The following is a 17,026-nucleotide window of genomic DNA, read 5'->3' on the forward strand; positions in this document are numbered from 1 at the left end:
GTTCATTAAGTACCGGTGACATATAAAAATAGGGTGAGTACTGTATAAGAAATAACACATACCAAAAAGCAACTGTTAGAAATGCGTAAAAAATTTCCAGTAAACTATATCAAGCTATAATGACATGTAAATAATATTCCCCTTATCTATCCGCCCATCTTTATCCGGGAAATTTATAATTTCTTTTTAAAATCATTATAGTCTTTATATAAGGATATAAGAAAAGAATCTCTTGTCAGCTTGTGTTTATTTGACCATTCAACATCCTTCTCTATATATGATAAATGGCTACTCTTATTTTCATTGGAAATATAATCGTCGCCATGCATATATGCCGTTATATTTTTTACTATTTCATCTGCGTCTACGTCCTTTAACAATCCCAGGGATTGGCGCATTTTTATCATGCGTATTTCCGATTCATATGTTGCACGGGCAATTTGTTCTACTGACATCCAATTTGTATAATAATTTAAAAAATCTGTCCAGATCTTTCCATTTTCTAAAAGATTAAAATAATCCGTTATGGTTTTTGCAGTAATTTTAAAGCCGTAAGTTTCCGGGTGTTCGTATATCAATGACCCGGGGTCTATGAATGGAGTGAGTGGAGATATAAATGTATAAAGCTTTTCCTTAGCACTGGAAAATTTTTTCATTAATTTTTCACTATAATCAATATCTGCATTAACATCATTAACAGTTTGGCCACTCATGCCTATAGTGAAATAAACATCAATTTTTTTTGCTCCCGCGGTAACAGCGTTTTGAAGAAAATCTTCAAGACCTTTATTGCTGTATGGTCTTCCGTTTCTATTTCTTATCACTTCGCTGGAAGATTCTGGCGATATTTCAACAGTAAAATCTGGAAATCTGTGGCTAAGTTCATTTAAATACTCTTTACCAGGTGGGGTAAAATATTCTGTTAAAAGTGGCAAACTAACTTTTCTATCTTTTAATTCCTTGAAAAGTGAGGAATAAAATTTTTCTCCAGCATTGTTCATATCACCTGTAATAAATACGGGGCTCCCGAGCATTTCTCCCACAAGTGATATCTCTTCTGCTATAACTAAAGGCTTTCTATACAGGGGTGCAACACTATTATAATTATTCTTATAAGCAAAATTAGACCCCCCGCAGAATGCACAGTTAAAACTACAACCATGTTCTATTACGGTCATAGCTTCTGTGTTATCCAGCCATGAAGCATATGGCAGGTGTCCTTTAATGTCATGATATTTTATTGCGTTTTTCATCAGAAGGCCATAATTCAAAAAAACATCGTCTATAGATGAATATTCTATTTTGTTATGGATTATCCTGTTATTCTTTCTGTAAATCAAATTGGGGACGCGATCAAGTGCCTGATAACTATCCTCTGCGCCAGCAAGTTTGACAATGTTTGTTTCCTGTAGGTCGCCTTTCAAAATATAATCTATATAACCATAATGTGTCATTATGTCATCGGCAAAATAACTGGCAGAGAAACCACCAAGCAATACCTTTGAATCTGGATGCAAATCTTTTATAATTTTTGCAACTTTTAAGGCGCCATTTGCATGTGGGAGCCAGTGAAGGTCAATACCATATATTTTTGATTTGACATGTTTCAGGTATTTTACCGGATCAAACGATGCTGATGAAACCATCATGGCTGCTACATTACATATTCTCGCATTGTAACCTGAACTTATAAGTGAGTTGAGCATACTTATAAATCCAACTGGATACATCTCAAATACAGGGGTTGATGGAATAACATCACTAATAGGCCCCAATTTAATATCCCGGGTTCTGAAGTCAAAAATGCTGGGAGCATGTACTAATGATATATCTGCATCCATATAAATGATACAATTTGAATATATATAAACATATGTTTATTACCTATGGCGGGCATTGGTTGTATGTAATATTTTTGAATCTGTTATAGAGAGTATAGAAATACGGGATTTGCAATATAAATGGCTCAGAAGCCAATTGAGGTGTACAGAAAAATATCTAAAAGTACTACGAGTTCTTATACCTGCATGGTAATGGGCAGTCGCTCAATGACCAGCATAGGTATATAAGATACATTTTAATATTTCAGTTGCATATTAATTAATATGGGGGCCTTAACGTTGAAGATTGCAGTTGTAATAATGGCATTATTGCTTCTGGCAATGGTTATTTTCGGTACTATTTTTTATTGAAAATGCCGCGCGTTTGATAAAACATATAATATAGAATGGTGCCTGAGATTTATACGTTGATCCGCAGAAAGGCGTCGGATGTAAATATAATAAGCTAGAAAGAAAAGAGCACTGGAATTACTTATAGATTTTACAGACTCGCAAGAATTAAAATATGTTTATGTGATACTTGGAAGCCCGTGTGGGGTAATTTGGATATCCTGAAGGCCTGCGGAGCCTTAGATTCGGGTTCAAATCCCGGCGCGGGCGTTATACAGTAAGTTTCAGGCAAATAATTCATGATAGAACTGTATAAATAACCCCCTTTTCACTGTAGAGTCTGTTTTCTGCTTCATCAAAAACTACACTATGTATTCCTTCTATTATTTCATCAGTTACTTCCAGCCCCCTTCTTGCGGGGAGGCAGTGCATAAATATATAATTTTTATCTGCAAAATCGGCAAGTTCTTCATTTACCTGGTATCCCTTGAATAGTTTTTCTTTCTGGTCCTTTTCTTTTTCTTCGCCCATGGACACCCATACATCTGTGTATATAATATCGGCCGAATCTACCGCTGTTCTGGCATCCCTTAATATCTCTATCCTGCTGCCGGTTTTCAATGCAAGGTCCTTAGCCCTGTACAGTATATCTCTGTCCGGTTCACGGTGTTCCGGGCAGGCAACTGAAATGTCCATGCCTGTCAATGCAGCACCCAGAAGCAGGGAATTGGATACATTGTTTCCATCACCCACATATGCCAGTTTAAGATTTTCAAGCCTGTGCTTCTTTTCCATAATGGTCATAAAATCTGCAACAATTTGCAGAGGATGTTCCATATTGTCCAGTGCATTCAGTACCGGAACATCGGCATATTTTGCCAGTTCCCTGACATTCCTGTAATCATATGCCCTGTATGAAATAATATCCAGGAATCTGGACATGACCCTTGCTGTATCCGCAATAGTTTCACCATCGCCAAGGTGCATTTCATGTGGGCTAAGGTATATAGCATGCCCGTTGAGCTGTTCCATTGCTGCCTCAAGGGATATCCTTGTCCTTGTACTGGGTTTCTCAAAAATCATGCCAAGCAATTTCTTATCTGAAAATTTTATTGTCTTATCCTTTTTCAATTTTATAGATGTATCTATTATCTGGTCAAAATCATTTTCCATATCTGCTACTGATAGAATATCTCTTTTCATAGATGGAAAGAAAGAAAATAAATTTAAAACTTTTTATTTATGATATCGGTATAAAGCGTAATTGCGGCTTTGCTTCCATCGCCAACTGCTGTCGCTATCTGTTCTTCGCTTCCTGCAAGTACGTCGCCTGCTCCATATATGCCAGGAATATTTGTCCTTCCCTTTTCATCTGCTATAATAAATCCGTGCTTGTCCAGTTTAACTCCTATGTTTTTGAGGAACGATGTCTGTGGTATAACGCCAATATAGACAAATATTCCATCGAGGTTCTCTGTTTTTTCTTCCCCTGTAGCAAGGTCTTTGTATTTGAGTCCTGTAAGTTTTTTGCCATCGCCGATAAATTCTTCAGTTTCCGCGTTAAGTATGAATGGAATTTTCTTTTCGTCTATTGATTTTATATATGCATCCTCACATTTTTTTATTTTTGAGTGTGCTATTATGGAAACGTTCTTTGCTATGCCCTTCAGGTAAAGTGCTGAGATAGCGCCGGAATTTCCGCCACCAATGACTGCAACGTTCTTGTCTTTGAAAAGATAGCCGTCACATGTGGAACAATAGGATATGCCCTTTCCATAATACTCGTCTTCGCCTTTAACATTCATCTTTCTATGGGTTGTCCCTGTTGTTACAATGATGGCTTTCGCTGTAAAGTCTGATCTGTTTGTAATTATCCTGAACTTATCCCCCTCCTTTTTAATATCACGTACATCAATTTCAGTGATAATTTTTCCATACTGGGCATAATGTTTTCTGAAATCTTCAGCCAGGTCTGCGCCCTCTATAGCTTTATATCCCAGATAATTTTCTACCAGAGGGGATACTGCTGTATTTCCTCCGGGAACTGATTCCCTTTCCAGTATAGCTACGCTCATACCTGACCTCTTGATGTAAACACCGGCTGAATAGCCTGCCGCACCAGCCCCGATGATAATTACATCATAATCAGTCTCATAATCCCTTTCAGTTGAACTAATGTTAAATTGCATCATTATAAATCACCTTTAAAACATTGTAAAATCGTATATATACTTTTAAAAAATAAAAAAATTATAAAAATTAGTATCCGCCCATGCCTGGAGGCATTCCGCCACCCATGCCGCCAGCTCCGCCCTGTGGGGCAGATGACTTCTTGCTGGCTATTACATCATCGATCCTGAGTATCATGGTGGCAACTTCCACAGCGCTTGATATTGCATGGGTTTTAACACGGAATGTGTCGAATACTCCTGCCTTTATCATATCTGTTATTTTGTTTGCTTCCATGTCAACACCGAAGTTTTTGTTTCCCTTCTCGTGCTCTGACTTAAGAGATATCAGGGTGTTAATAGGATCCATCCCGGCATTTTCTGCAAGTGTCCTTGGAATTATCTCCAGGGCCTTTGCAAAGGCTTCTATGGAAAGCTGCTCCCTTCCGCCCACGCTGTTGGAATATGACCTTAGCTTCATTGCAAGCTCGGCCTCTGTGGCTCCTCCACCTGGAAGGTATCTTCCATCTTCCTTTGTTATTGCAACAACCCTTATTGCGTCGTTAAGGGATCTGTCGATTTCATCAACAACATGCTCTGTTCCGCCCCTGATAAGTATATTGACAGCCTTGGGGTTTTTGCATCCTGTTACAAATGTCATCCTGTCGTCCCCTATTTTCCTTTCCTCAACGGTTTCGGCTTTTCCCATGGTTTCTTCTGTTATATCATCAAGGTCGGTGATCATTTTTGCGCCTGTGGCTTTTGCAAGCTTTTCCATATCGCTCTGCTTTACCCTTCTGACACCGTATATTCCATATTTGGCAAGATAGTACTGTACTGTGTCGTCTATTCCCTTCTGGCAAAGGACAACATTGGCTCCTGATTTCTTTATCTTCTCGGCCATTTCCTTTAATGTGTCGCTCTCCTGGTCAAGGAATTCCTGTATCTTTGATGGGTCTGTTATCTGTACCTTGGCGTCTATTTCGGTTTTCTTTATTTCAAGTGCAGAGTTTATAAGTGCTATTTTTGCATTTTTTACAACAGAAGGCATTTTTGAGTGAACCTTTTCCTTGTCAATTATAAGCCCGTTTATGAATTTTGTATCTGCTGCGCTTCCACCGCTCTTCTTGTCTACTTTAATATTTGCGGTATCAACTATGATTTTATCTCCATCTGTTTCAGTAACAGAGTTTATTGCATTTACAACAAGGTCTGCAAGAAATTCCGGTGCAACTCCTGTGTTTTTCCCGGAAAGTGCTGTTATAGCTATCTTTCTGAGCATAGCATCATCCTTTGCACTTACAGACATTGCTAGAAGCTGTTTCCTTGCTTCCTCTGCAGCCAGATGGTACCCATCAGCTATAATAGTTGAATGCACTCCCTGGTCAAGCAGGGCTTCTGCCTGTTTAAGAAGTTCGCCAGCAAATACAACAACAGTTGTGGTTCCGTCTCCAACTGCTGTATCCTGGGATTTTGAAGCCTCAACAATCATTTTTGCTGTAGGATGGTCTACATCCATTTCTTTCAATATGGTTGCCCCATCATTGGAGATTATTATATCCCCTATTGAATCAACCATCATTTTGTCCATTCCCTTCGGGCCCAGTGTTGTCCTTACTGCATCTGCAATTGCCTTTGCGGCTTCAATGTTGTTTTTCTGGGCATTCTTACCCTGTTGCCTTTCTGTACCTTCCTTTAATATTAATATTGGCGTTTGACCTGACATCATAACAATCGATTCATAAATATGTTCTTCAATATAAATGTTTCTAAAATTAAAATATTTAAATTAAATGTATAGAATAATTTTAATCGTTTTCCCCGGATAATGTCTTTCTCCTGCTTTCTTTCTTTACCTCGGATGGCAGTCTCCCGAGCCTGTAATCCCCTGTATCAACAAATTTAATCAGTGTGGCAAGGTGCGGGTGTATTTTTTTAATCTCACTGTAAATATCAAGTGCAACCTTCCTAAGGTCGGGATGAACCTGCTGGTTGGACCTCAGTTCTATGAAATATGTTAATTCATTAAGGTTTGAACTGAAAACTACCGGGTATTTGTATGCATATGGAACAACGTACTGGGCAATTTTTCTTCCTGACCTGCCCATAATATCATTATACAGTATGCGGGCTTCATCCATTAATTCTACATATCTGGATCTGAGTTCAGGAATCTTTCCGAGATTTTCTGGAATATCGTATCCATATTGTGTGGATAAAGGTTTTCTGATTATTGAGAAAAAGCGGTGGCGCTGGAATTCCCTGAAGGCGCCGTAATTCATATTTACTTCGAATGAGTAGGTTATGCCCTCAAAGGCCCTGCCAAGCTTATGCCTGCGATTTCCCCTCAATGATTCGAGTTCCTTTAGAATGCTGTACTGTTTTTCCGGTGGGATATCTACATTGCTGGAACCTGCAGAACTGCCATATAGCAACATTCCTGTAGCAAGGTCTATTGCCCTTTTTTCATCCATAAAATTTATAACTTTTAGAGCTGGCACATTTGCTGTATCATTTGAAAAAGAGTTGCCAATAGAATCCTTCGCGTTATTATACTTTATCTGTGCTATTCCATGGGCAGATACAGCATCTTCTATAAGTTCCGGGAGCTCTGGCTCAAGCTCTCTGTATATTAATTCCCCGTATTTCTCTGCCTCAGGTGTCCCGTATGCCTTAAGCCTTTCTATAAGTGATATGAATGCACGCCCATTGCCGGATATGCCAATATTTGTCAATGTGGAAGCAGGCAGCAATGCCCTTATCTCATCCAGTACTGCAGACCTCAGGGAGGATTTGTATGACTTTGACAGTGTGTTTTCATCCACGGATTCCAGATTCGTGTATTTATAATTCTTTCCGCCGATTTCAAATGTGAAGTTTTCTATTGGATTTGCATCTTCCATGTATTTCATCATCTCAGGATAGGCAGCGGAATAAAAGTCAAAAAGATCGTTGCAGTAGCTGTTATACCTGGATTCCATGGCTCCTACGCCGGCATTCTCTCCCCGGAGAAACAGGTAGTTTCCATTAACTTTTTTGTTGTATTTCACATACCTTGATGATTTTTCCAGATATGAAAGGCCTATCCTCGGTTCCTCTATGACCTTGGTGACTATGTTGGAAACGTTCTGTATTCCCATCTGTGCTGTGGTTAATTCTGCAACTGATTCATCGCCATAATCCAGAAATATTCTCTTATAAAAATTGCTTGCCCTGTCAGGATTATTTTTAAATTCCTTCCCGTATACCTCCCTTATATCAAGATTTGCGGTTCTGCTATATCTTGACATGAGAGCTCCCCTGTCTATCATATCAGTCTTTATCAGGAAAACATCCCGGTCATTATTGGAAAAATCGTCCATGAAAATAGTATCAGTCCGGTGGATAAAAATATAACGATGCATATTAATTGTATTATGATAATAGCTATATAATATTTTTATATGGATAGTATATATCCCTTTATGAAATTGATAGTTTTAGGAGGATCAGGATTTGTTGGAAGCAACATCTTGAAGCAGATGGATGCCGAAGAAAAGGCTTATTTTTCAAGAAATAACTCGGATGAACTTGACAAACTTGGCATAAAATATATAAAAGGCGATGTAAGGGAATATGATGATGTAAAAAGTGCCATAGCCGACTACGATGTTATTGTCCATGCAATTGACGTACTTGCGGAAACAGAAGAGACACATGAAGACCTGTCATTGAAAGGGGTTAAAAATGTCGTAAATGCCATGCAGGAACTGAGGGGAAACAAGAAACTTGTATATTTTTCAGCCATAAATGCGGATAAGGGAAGCACGGACTATTTCAGGTACAAAAGGCTGGGAGAAGATAATGCAAACCTGCTCAAGAATTCATTAATAATCAGGCCTTCAACTATGTTTGGCCCCGGAGACAAATTTACGAAGATGCTTATTGAGGTTGCAAAGGGGAAAGTTCCCATGTTGCCAAAAAGTGGCAATATGGCTCCGGTACACATCAATGATGTTATCACGGTAATAAAAAATTCCATGGAAAGGTCAGGTACAATAGATATATGCTCCAGGGAACGCGTAACATTTGCTGATATGTTTAATATTGTACGTGCTAAACTGGGCATGCCACCGGTAAAGGAGATTTCATCTATTGTATTCAAGCCATTTGTCGGATCTTTGCAGAAGCGCGGACTGCTGACAAAGGAACAGTTTTACATGCTCCAGCTGGATTATTACAAAGAGAATACATCTTTATTCAGGTATGTCAAAGAGCCCATAACATTTAAAGATTATATAAATTCAACCGACATAAATAAATTATAAAAGTACGTTGCCCATGGCTTCGTTATTTATCATATTTATCAATTTTTGCATGAACTCAAGTGGGTATTCTGTTATATGATCTGAAAAATCAGGCAATTTTGACAATCTCCATAGATATGAGAGCGCTATGCGCAGATTTGATGCTGCAAGCACAAGGTACGCTGTATATTTATCACCATTATCCATCTTCTGATCAATATCAATCCATTCCTTTGTTTCCCGCCTCAGCTGCTTCCTTACATTATCGGCGAGAACGGTTTCATTATCGTATAAATTTTGATTCAGTGTGTCCAGTATATCCAGCATAGTCCTTAATTTTTCAACGTTTCTTGCCTCTGATACTGCAAGCCCCAGAAAAGATTTAACTATTTTTACATGTGATTCATAGAGAAAAAAATCATGGTCAGGGGGCAGGTTCCTGTCAATTAATTCACAGTATTCGCCTGATTGTTCGTCTTCCATAATAGTGAATTTAAATGTGTTTAATTAAATTATTCAATAAAATGTAACTACAATAGCTCCGGGCAGATTCGAACTGCCGTCTGCTGGTCCAGAGCCAGTAATGCTTGGCCACTACACCACGGAGCTGTGTATAGTTATTGCTATTTGATATAAAAATATTAATAAATTATAACATTATTGTGTCTGTATGTTTTCACTGGGCAATGAAATCAAGCTTACTGTTTTTGGATCCTCACATGGCCCTTACATAGGCGGCACGGTGGACGGGCTTCCTGCAGGATTGGCAATTGATCAGGAATTTATACAGAAGTGGCTTGACAGGAGAAAACCCGGGCAGAGCCTGATTACAACTCCGAGAAATGAGGACGATAAAATAGAAATAATTGGTGGAAGCAGGAAAGGATTCACAGATGGTTCTCCGCTTGCCTTTATTTTTAAAAACAAAGATTATATTGATAAGCATTATGATGATTTAAGGGACAATCCACGCCCCGGGCATGCAGATTTAACAATGTTTTACAAATATGGCGAATACAGGAATTATGAAGGGGGCGGTTTTTTTTCCGGAAGGATGACAATGCCGCTGGTTGCTGCAGGCGCTTTTGCAATGGGCGTTCTGAAGAGATATAATATAAAAATAGTTACATATATAAAATCCGCAGGGGGAATAAGCATAGACAATGAACCACAGGAAGATGAGGATTATGTGTATGGCTTCAGTACACGGATGCCGGATCGGGAAAAAGATTCGTTGCTGTATAATAAGATATTAGAGTCAATAAAGAATGGAGATAGCATGGGAAGCGTGATCAGCACGCATATATACAACGTTCCGCCAGGAATCGGCGAGCCATTCTTCAATTCTGTTGAAAGCGAAATATCAAGGGCAATGTTTTCCATACCGGGATTAAAGGCTATTGAATTTGGTTCAGGATTCAAGTTAGGCAATATGTATGGTTCAGAAGCAAACGATGAATTTTATGCAGAAAATGGAAAAATTCTCTCAAGGACGAATAATTCCGGTGGCATACTGGGTGGCATCACAAACGGAATGCCGGTGGTGTTCAATATAGCCATGAAGCCCACATCCTCAATCAGAATCTCCCAGAAAACAGTAAACCTGAAAAGCATGGAGCCCTCTGAGGTGCAGGTAAAAGGCAGGCATGACCCGTTTATATCTTTCAGAGCGGTGCCGGTGATACAGGCAATGGCTGCATTTGTTATGCTTGACCTTATAATGTGCAGAAAATCCTTATAGATGCAAAACCATGTAGCGGAATGAAAAGGACGAGACAAGTATTGATATCAGCAAAATGAAAGCAATAGAATATTTAGCCTTGCGCAGTGATGCAATAACTATCTCCATGAGGTTATGGAATGCATTTTCTTCCCCCATTGTAACGGTTATATTTTCTGTATAGGTGCCTGCTGTTGCAGGTGACGCATCTTCAATAGCCTGCAGAACTGTCCTGTTTATAAGGTCTGCAACCACCTGTGGCTCACAGTGCATGCCCAGGGGGTTTATATCCAGTTCACTCACATTCACAACATGGTTGTCGGTTGTATATATATCCATGTTTTTTACCCTCTTATCAACACCACTTCTTGCCATCTTTATAACTTCCCTTCCTATATTGTTGGAATCTGTAAGCACTATTACATTGTAATAATCATTAATTTTTATTGCCAGTACCTGAACTCCCATAGAAGCAAGGCCATCGATTTTTTCATAATTTCTTGCATAACCAATAATGGCAGGATATGTGGATCCGGTTGCTTTAAATTTTTCAATAAGCGGGTTTATTATCATGTCGCAGTTATCAAGTTCCTTAGCATCTCTGGTAAAGCTGTTCTGTGCATCAAGCAATGCAAAATTTTCTGCACCATTTTTTTTCAGGGCAGCTACAACTTTCAAGCCTGCATCAATGGAGATATCGTCAAATTGCTTCTTAAATGGTATTACTGCCGAAATACCGGAATTTCCGAATTTCTGAAGTGAAACGTCATAACCATCCACATTAAATTTTACAAAGTCTGATACTGTATCTGAATATTTCATTTTTTTGATTGAATCCTTAACAGATTCCGCTATGTTTTTTATATCATTTTTTCCGCTGCAGTTATTGCTATTGGTAGTTGCGGTGTGGAATACCATAATATTGTCCCTGCCCATCTCTGAACTGATCTTTACAGGAAGGTTGCTTGTGCATAGATTCCCAAATGGACCAGGATGGACATACGGGAATACAAGGGTGACAAGGTCTCTGTTTTCCTTTCTAATATTTGTGGTAATGACCGGAATTTGCCTTTTCTTGTTATAAACATGGGTAAAGAATTTCTCGCCTATAGCCCCATCATTGTCCCTGTTAAGGAAAAAATCAATGAGTTCCGATGGGCGTGATTTATATTTCCTTGTGAATCCTATTGTGGTAAATACCAGGAATATATAGGAGAATAATACGTATATTACAGTTGCAGCAATAAGTGGTATAATGAATTTTATTGCAATTTTGCTTATGTCATAGAAAATTAAAGCTATGATTATATATGAAAATGTATAGTTCATTGATAGTGTTGCAGCCAGGTATATGTTTGATGGATAATAAATGTAAAGGACAAGAAATCTCAAAAAAGCCGGAAATGCAATAGCCAGTGCAAGGATATAGTATAAGGGCATCCGTATAACTGGATATAAAAGGACACCGATCCAGAAGAATAGTGTTACCAGTGTAAGGGATATAAAATCCAGATACATAATCCGGTTATTGTTGAATTTTTTATTGGTAAGCTTTATGGTTAAAGCATCCAGCAATAAGAAGAAGATGAAGGGCAAAATAGACATGAAGGAAAGTGCATCAAGATTTCTAAGTATAATGCCATCTATTAAAAATATAGCAATTATTGGAATCAGAAAATAATACCATTTTGGTGATTTTTTGATATACCTTGAGAGCCCTGCAAGGGTTTTTTCTTTCTGCACACCCGGGAATTGAAATATAACATATAAATTATTGCGATTTTTAGCTATTAGCACACCGTTAAAAATTTACCCTCATTATTTTAAATTGTCCGTAGCCAGTAAGTACCCTTATGAATTTTGGAACTGAAATATCTTTATCAGATATGTCTACAGCTAATCCGCTGAGGCTTATAAGTTTCTCCGGGGTGGATATAACTGATATATTTTCAAACCCTGCCTTTTTTATAATTCTGCCTGAAAGTTGCTGGTTCCCCCTGCCAAGGAGGAATCCCTGGCCACCTATAATTGATATTATTATATGCACACTGCCAGAAGCGGCATACCGGTATATGTCCTCCTCGCCTGCATCCTCCACTATAAGCTTTTTGCCCTTAACTATATCAAAACCAAGCATATTGGTATGGAACCCCAGAGATGTTGTTATAGCTTTGCATGTGGTTCCCGGGCCTATTATGTAATAAAAATCATTAACCATATTGTCAATAATATATTCTGCCATATCGTAGGAAGAAGATGGTGGATATTCCGCCTTTGAGGAACTGATTATTCCTGAAGAATCCGGAATTTTTAATGTTCCAAACTGTTTAACATCCAGTTTCCCGCTTCTATATTCATCTTCATTTATGTCTGCTACCCCTGCATCCTTGAGAGTTATCTCATTTCCGCAGAAATTATCGAATACATCTATTGCATGCTTTACATTCATAGAAAATACAGAGCTGTACATCTTTACACCGGCAGGTATTCCAAGCACAGGCAAATCTGTGCCTGACCTCAGGATATCCCTTGCCGTTCCGTCTCCGCCCAGGAAACATATAATATCGGCTCCTGCTGCCGAATGTATAAAATTTATTGTGTCCATTGCCGTTGTTGGATTTCCCGGAGAATATGAAATTGTGTATTTCAGATTAGCCTTATCCATTTCCAGTGCGCCCATTGGCCCATCAGGGACTATAAATTGTATATCCCTGCATTTAATTCCGGATAAAAATTCTATGGCACGGCCTATTGAAACAGATTCACCAATGTTCTGCAGATGCATATTGTCTGAACCCTTATTATTACGGATGCCTCCGTATCCGGCCAGAGGGTTAACAAAGAATGCTGCCACTTTTACTTTCATGTCCTACCACTTAATTTTATTGAGTTTTACTATCATATTTTGTTCTGGAGATTGCCATGGTACCCAGGTTATACTATTATATTATAGAATAAAAATTTTTACTGGCAAATCTTTCAATTGAATCCTTATAATATTAATAAAAACCGGTGTGGTACTACTATTAATATCTGTGGGCTTTTTAGCTGTTAAAAATCTCATGCACTGCCATTTTCTCTATTATGCCGTACAGATTGGTTGAATTAACCACAAAATCAGCTGCATCAACAAGCTTCCTGGTGCCGGGGTTAAATGCCACAAAATATTTTGACCTTCTTCTCATTGATAAATCCATATAGGAATCGCCTACGCTTACTGTCTCTGCAGGGGATATGCCATACCTGGATTGTATATCCTTTACATTAGTATCCTTCTTTGCAGGGTCCACATTTTTAATGAAACAATGGTTTTTAACATTGACCTCATTTCCAATAAAATTGTCTATGCCAAACAATTCGGAAAGGTACCCGGCAAATACATGGGAACCTGCCGAAACTATAGCTGTTTTAATATTACGATCCTTAAGGTATCCAATAGTCCTCGCTATATTTGATGTTACGTCGTTGAGGTTTAGATAGGTCATGATTTTTGTTTCTGTTAAATTTTCGTATAACCTGTCCGGCACTCCATTCTGGTATATGTAATCAAATGTTAGTTGCATTCCGGTGCCTGTAGTGGTTTTATTCATTGACCTGTTTATTATAACATCCCATGAATTTCTATTCTTTAACAGTACCCCATCCATGTCAAATACCATCAGCTTTATGTTTTCCAGATAGTCTGCTTCTGGATTTATATTCGTTTTCTTTTTTCTATCTACTATTTCTATCATTAAATATATATTATAACCATATATTAAGCATTTACTATATATTTTATATTAATATATATACAATAATCCATCAATCCATGACGGAATATTTAATTTATTATTTTTATACAAAAGATATGGGATAAACAATTTATATCTCTACACTATACACTCTATAATGTCCATTGTGCTGTTGCATTATGTATTATTTAATGCAAAGAGGAGTTTATTTAACCCGGGGTGGTTCCTATGAGCATTTATTACATCATAGAATCTGCCGTTTTACTGATTTTGTTATTCGTTCTAGCTCTTAAATTCAGGATATTTGACCTCAAGGGAACTATTGCAGCACTTATTGTTGGCGTAATCATAGTTGTCCTGGGTTCCCTTTACTGGTTAATTTTAATGCTAATTTTTGCCATCACGGCCCAGATGGCCACCAAGTACAGGATTAAGGAAAAGACAAAAATGAAGCTACAGGAAGGGGAAAATGGGGAAAGGCACGCATCAAATGTCATATATGCTGCAGTTATAGGTATAGCGATTGCTGCCATGCATTTTGCGAAGATTGGAGGGTTCCCCTATTTTCTTATATTTGGTGTTTCATTCGCTTCAGTCAATGCAGATACTTTTGCTTCTGAAATAGGTGTATTTGACAGCAAGGTGTATATGATCACAGGATTTAAAAAAATAACGCCGGGAGTAAATGGAGGTGTGTCACTTCTGGGAGAAGGTGCAGCGCTCCTGGGGGCTTTTATAATAGGGTTATCGTATATTATTCTGGATTTTCATGGATTTGCGATTATACCTCTGTTGGCAATAACAATCCTCGGATTTGTTGGATGCCAGATAGATAGCATCCTGGGGGCGGTATTCGAGAACAAAGGAAAAATGTCCAAGGGGCAGGTAAACGCAGTATCAACGTTGCTTGCAGTTGCCCTCGCCTTTGTTATATTTATCTGATGCATGACTATTTTTTCAGTTATGTTTATTAATGTTTTTTAAATAACGTATTATGGCAAAAATATTCGTAATACTGACAAAAGGAAAGGATGACCTAAATATGGTTAATGTTGCTGCCAACTTTTCATACAACGCTGTAAAAAATGCTGGAGCCACAGTAAATTTTATGTTTCTTGGAAGGGGAGTTGAGAATTTATTAAAAGATTCAAATGGAATAAAACCCATAATAGACCTTGTGGATAAGATGAAGTCTGAAAATATAGAGGTTACCTATTGCAAAGTATCTACAAAGGGATTGGGGTTAAGTGAAGAACAGATGCTGGGGGGCATAGAACCTGTAATGGGCGGTGTCCAGACGGCTAAAAAAATAGATGAAGGTTTTTCTGTAATTACCTTCTAAAATACATTATTTTATTATCAGAAATATTTTCTGTTCGTTGCAATAAAAACAGTAGATTTATTAAATATTGTGTTTTAGATATGTATGTACGATGCATGGAATACTCTATGTGCTTTAGCTTTTACCGCGGATAAAATAGAAGTGCCAAAGTCAATAGGCAACCCTATGGAAACAGGATTATTTGTAAGATCTGTGGGTTCTCCCAGAGGACAGATAAGGGATTACAGGGGAAACGTTGATGGTTCAAACCTTGGCATCCATGTTGTTGAATTTCTAGGGCACTATGAAGTGCATGTAGACCGTTTTGACCCATACAAAAAACCTGTTGAGCATTTAATTGTTGATAGCCCAGGGACACTTCTGGAAATACCACTGCTTTTGAGATTGATGAAAAAGAGGTAAATTGGGATTATTAAATTTTGGTTTGGTTACGGACTCTCAGCATGTCTTACCATATAATTTAGTTTCCTCGTAAATCCATGTAGTTTTATCTGTTAAAAGGAAAATTAAGTGTATACCAAATTTAGAATTTGGGGGAATAAGTTTCAATTACGACAAACAAAATTACAACTCCGGATTTAACTGCTATTTTCAAGAGATATTGTAAATACCGTAAGTATGTATTATATGAATCCTTTACTGTTAAATAGAATCCCAGTACCTCATATTCCACTGTTTCTTTAATTCCGGGTGTAGATATAACAGACTCTTTGTCTACATTTCCCCTTCTTAAATAGAAGAATAACCCATCCAGAACTATTGCTATTTACTTTTTATCAATGGCCTGTTAATAAACTTATAGATGTCTTCTACGGTAAATCTGTAATCCTTGATATGGTAGATTTAGATATTTACTCCGTAGTATGCCTTCAAGTATATTTACTATCCTTCTTGTTGATATTCCACTGGAATACATTGACCCGCTAGATCATCTATTTCCATGGATCGGCCTATTATAGGGTTCTATTGCCTGTGTATGAAAATTGCTTTCCATGTCTCCTGGAATATTCGATTCATTTATTTCATCGTGCTTAGTCTTTAAATGCTTTGTGTGCTTCCCATATTTTGTTACATCCTGATGCAAAAGAGGCATCCTTATCTGTTATTTAATGATTAAATTCATTGATAACAGGAGGTTTATATTTACGATCCTGTAGCAGAAAGCCCACTGTTTCAGCTGTGGGATGAATGCGTAAATTCTATATATTTATAAAATATCAATACTGAGGCATTATACTACTTTTAAGCAAGTTATGCCAGTAAATCCTGAGTACATCATTGATCCGTAAGGACTTGTGTAACAGGTTGGAAACGCCTCTGTGCCCCGGTACAGCATGGTACAGGCAAAAGGCATATTCCAATTGCATGTAGACAGGGATGCATGCAAAGGGAACACTGATACCCCTGAAGAGGCACCGTCATAACCGGCATCGACCTTAAAACTCAACAACTGGTTCCTGCAAAACCGTCCGGACCGTGAGGGATGAAGACGAATCATAAGGAAAAGTAGGAACCCCACATGCTTAGCAGTGGGAGTATGTCAGAAATGATTGTGTAATAGTTTATCAATAAATTAATATTAAAATAACACCTCTATAAAACCTA

14 protein-coding genes, 2 tRNA genes and 1 pseudogene are annotated in these 17,026 nt (G+C 38.0%); 6 read left to right on the plus strand and 11 right to left on the minus strand.

The window, feature by feature from the left end; genetic code table 11:
* Positions 1 to 173 precede the first annotated feature (173 nt).
* Entirely contained in the window at positions 174 to 1,841 is a 1,668-nt protein-coding gene (locus FACI_RS03100; protein WP_009886659.1) for a TIGR04190 family B12-binding domain/radical SAM domain protein, read from the minus strand.
* A 526-nt stretch (positions 1,842 to 2,367) separates the two neighbouring features.
* On the opposite strand from FACI_RS03100, the gene FACI_RS03105 reads away from it, so the two are divergent.
* A tRNA-Arg gene (locus tag FACI_RS03105) sits at positions 2,368 to 2,441 on the plus strand.
* Between the two features lie 27 nt (positions 2,442 to 2,468).
* Here FACI_RS03105 and argF read toward each other — a convergent pair.
* From argF to FACI_RS03125, 4 genes are all read right to left on the minus strand, one after another.
* Positions 2,469 to 3,374: an ornithine carbamoyltransferase gene (gene argF / locus FACI_RS03110; protein WP_009886660.1), complete on the minus strand. Its 906-nt coding sequence runs from the start codon at positions 3,372 to 3,374 to the stop codon at positions 2,469 to 2,471.
* Between the two features lie 23 nt (positions 3,375 to 3,397).
* A complete protein-coding gene (locus FACI_RS03115) occupies positions 3,398 to 4,363 on the minus strand; it encodes an NAD(P)/FAD-dependent oxidoreductase (RefSeq protein ID WP_009886661.1) in 966 nt (321 codons plus the stop codon).
* 67 nt (positions 4,364 to 4,430) lie between these two features.
* Positions 4,431 to 6,068, minus strand: a complete 1,638-nt coding sequence (thsA, locus tag FACI_RS03120) for a thermosome subunit alpha (protein ID WP_019841453.1) — start codon at positions 6,066 to 6,068, stop codon at positions 4,431 to 4,433.
* 79 nt (positions 6,069 to 6,147) lie between these two features.
* On the minus strand, positions 6,148 to 7,701 hold the full coding sequence (locus FACI_RS03125) for an FAD-dependent thymidylate synthase (protein ID WP_009886663.1): 1,554 nt from the start codon (positions 7,699 to 7,701) through the stop codon (positions 6,148 to 6,150).
* Positions 7,702 to 7,803: 102 nt separating this feature from the next.
* Here FACI_RS03125 and FACI_RS03130 point away from each other — a divergent pair, with 102 nt between their 5' ends.
* A complete protein-coding gene (locus FACI_RS03130; protein ID WP_009886664.1) occupies positions 7,804 to 8,646 on the plus strand; it encodes an NAD(P)H-binding protein in 843 nt (280 codons plus the stop codon).
* Here the strand turns inward: FACI_RS03130 and FACI_RS03135 are convergent.
* Together FACI_RS03135 and FACI_RS03140 are read right to left on the minus strand one after the other, a co-directional pair.
* Positions 8,641 to 9,108, minus strand: a complete 468-nt coding sequence (locus FACI_RS03135) for a DUF1940 domain-containing protein (protein ID WP_009886665.1) — start codon at positions 9,106 to 9,108, stop codon at positions 8,641 to 8,643. The two genes, FACI_RS03130 and FACI_RS03135, sit on opposite strands and share 6 nt — an antisense overlap.
* 53 nt (positions 9,109 to 9,161) lie before the next feature.
* Positions 9,162 to 9,234, minus strand: a tRNA-Gln gene (locus FACI_RS03140).
* Positions 9,235 to 9,295: 61 nt separating this feature from the next.
* On the opposite strand from FACI_RS03140, the gene aroC reads away from it, so the two are divergent.
* The gene (aroC, locus tag FACI_RS03145; protein ID WP_009886666.1) at positions 9,296 to 10,366 is read left to right on the plus strand and encodes a chorismate synthase; all 1,071 of its coding nucleotides are present in this window, start codon (positions 9,296 to 9,298) and stop codon (positions 10,364 to 10,366) included.
* Here the strand turns inward: aroC and FACI_RS03150 are convergent.
* From FACI_RS03150 to FACI_RS03160, 3 genes are all read right to left on the minus strand, one after another.
* The gene (locus tag FACI_RS03150; protein WP_009886667.1) at positions 10,361 to 12,088 is read right to left on the minus strand and encodes a DUF2070 family protein; all 1,728 of its coding nucleotides are present in this window, start codon (positions 12,086 to 12,088) and stop codon (positions 10,361 to 10,363) included. The genes aroC and FACI_RS03150 overlap by 6 nt on opposite strands.
* 58 nt (positions 12,089 to 12,146) lie before the next feature.
* The gene (locus FACI_RS03155; RefSeq protein WP_009886668.1) at positions 12,147 to 13,211 is read right to left on the minus strand and encodes an ATP-NAD kinase family protein; all 1,065 of its coding nucleotides are present in this window, start codon (positions 13,209 to 13,211) and stop codon (positions 12,147 to 12,149) included.
* Between the two features lie 178 nt (positions 13,212 to 13,389).
* Positions 13,390 to 14,079 carry an HAD family hydrolase gene (locus tag FACI_RS03160; protein WP_009886669.1) on the minus strand — a complete coding sequence of 230 codons (690 nt, stop codon included), beginning with the start codon at positions 14,077 to 14,079 and terminating at the stop codon, positions 13,390 to 13,392.
* A gap of 228 nt (positions 14,080 to 14,307) precedes the next feature.
* On the opposite strand from FACI_RS03160, the gene FACI_RS03165 reads away from it, so the two are divergent.
* The 3 genes from FACI_RS03165 (at position 14,308) to FACI_RS03175 (ending at position 15,823) form a co-directional block, all read left to right on the plus strand.
* Positions 14,308 to 15,021: a DUF92 domain-containing protein gene (locus FACI_RS03165; RefSeq protein ID WP_009886670.1), complete on the plus strand. Its 714-nt coding sequence runs from the start codon at positions 14,308 to 14,310 to the stop codon at positions 15,019 to 15,021.
* 52 nt (positions 15,022 to 15,073) lie between these two features.
* On the plus strand, positions 15,074 to 15,421 hold the full coding sequence (locus FACI_RS03170) for a DsrE family protein (protein WP_009886671.1): 348 nt from the start codon (positions 15,074 to 15,076) through the stop codon (positions 15,419 to 15,421).
* An 84-nt stretch (positions 15,422 to 15,505) separates the two neighbouring features.
* Positions 15,506 to 15,823: a hypothetical protein gene (locus FACI_RS03175; RefSeq protein ID WP_009886672.1), complete on the plus strand. Its 318-nt coding sequence runs from the start codon at positions 15,506 to 15,508 to the stop codon at positions 15,821 to 15,823.
* A gap of 157 nt (positions 15,824 to 15,980) precedes the next feature.
* Here FACI_RS03175 and FACI_RS10375 read toward each other — a convergent pair.
* Positions 15,981 to 16,487 (minus strand): annotated as a pseudogene (locus tag FACI_RS10375) (transposase); the annotation flags it as partial.
* Positions 16,488 to 17,026: the final 539 nt, after the last annotated feature.

This window comes from Ferroplasma acidarmanus Fer1, assembly GCF_000152265.2.
GTDB lineage: Archaea > Thermoplasmatota > Thermoplasmata > Thermoplasmatales > Thermoplasmataceae > Ferroplasma > Ferroplasma acidiphilum.

Bases quoted from the DNA above. Each gene is read 5' to 3' on its own strand.
- FACI_RS03100 (WP_009886659.1), bottom strand. From the start codon at position 1,841: ATGGATGCAGATATATCATTAGTACATGCTCCCAGCATTTTTGACTTC.
- argF (WP_009886660.1), bottom strand. From the start codon at position 3,374: ATGAAAAGAGATATTCTATCAGTAGCAGATATGGAAAATGATTTTGAC.
- FACI_RS03115 (WP_009886661.1), bottom strand. From the start codon at position 4,363: ATGATGCAATTTAACATTAGTTCAACTGAAAGGGATTATGAGACTGAT.
- thsA (WP_019841453.1), bottom strand. From the start codon at position 6,068: ATGATGTCAGGTCAAACGCCAATATTAATATTAAAGGAAGGTACAGAA.
- FACI_RS03125 (WP_009886663.1), bottom strand. From the start codon at position 7,701: ATGGACGATTTTTCCAATAATGACCGGGATGTTTTCCTGATAAAGACT.
- FACI_RS03130 (WP_009886664.1), top strand. From the start codon at position 7,804: ATGAAATTGATAGTTTTAGGAGGATCAGGATTTGTTGGAAGCAACATC.
- FACI_RS03135 (WP_009886665.1), bottom strand. From the start codon at position 9,108: ATGGAAGACGAACAATCAGGCGAATACTGTGAATTAATTGACAGGAAC.
- aroC (WP_009886666.1), top strand. From the start codon at position 9,296: ATGTTTTCACTGGGCAATGAAATCAAGCTTACTGTTTTTGGATCCTCA.
- FACI_RS03155 (WP_009886668.1), bottom strand. From the start codon at position 13,211: ATGAAAGTAAAAGTGGCAGCATTCTTTGTTAACCCTCTGGCCGGATAC.
- FACI_RS03160 (WP_009886669.1), bottom strand. From the start codon at position 14,079: ATGATAGAAATAGTAGATAGAAAAAAGAAAACGAATATAAATCCAGAA.
- FACI_RS03165 (WP_009886670.1), top strand. From the start codon at position 14,308: ATGAGCATTTATTACATCATAGAATCTGCCGTTTTACTGATTTTGTTA.
- FACI_RS03170 (WP_009886671.1), top strand. From the start codon at position 15,074: ATGGCAAAAATATTCGTAATACTGACAAAAGGAAAGGATGACCTAAAT.
- FACI_RS03175 (WP_009886672.1), top strand. From the start codon at position 15,506: ATGTACGATGCATGGAATACTCTATGTGCTTTAGCTTTTACCGCGGAT.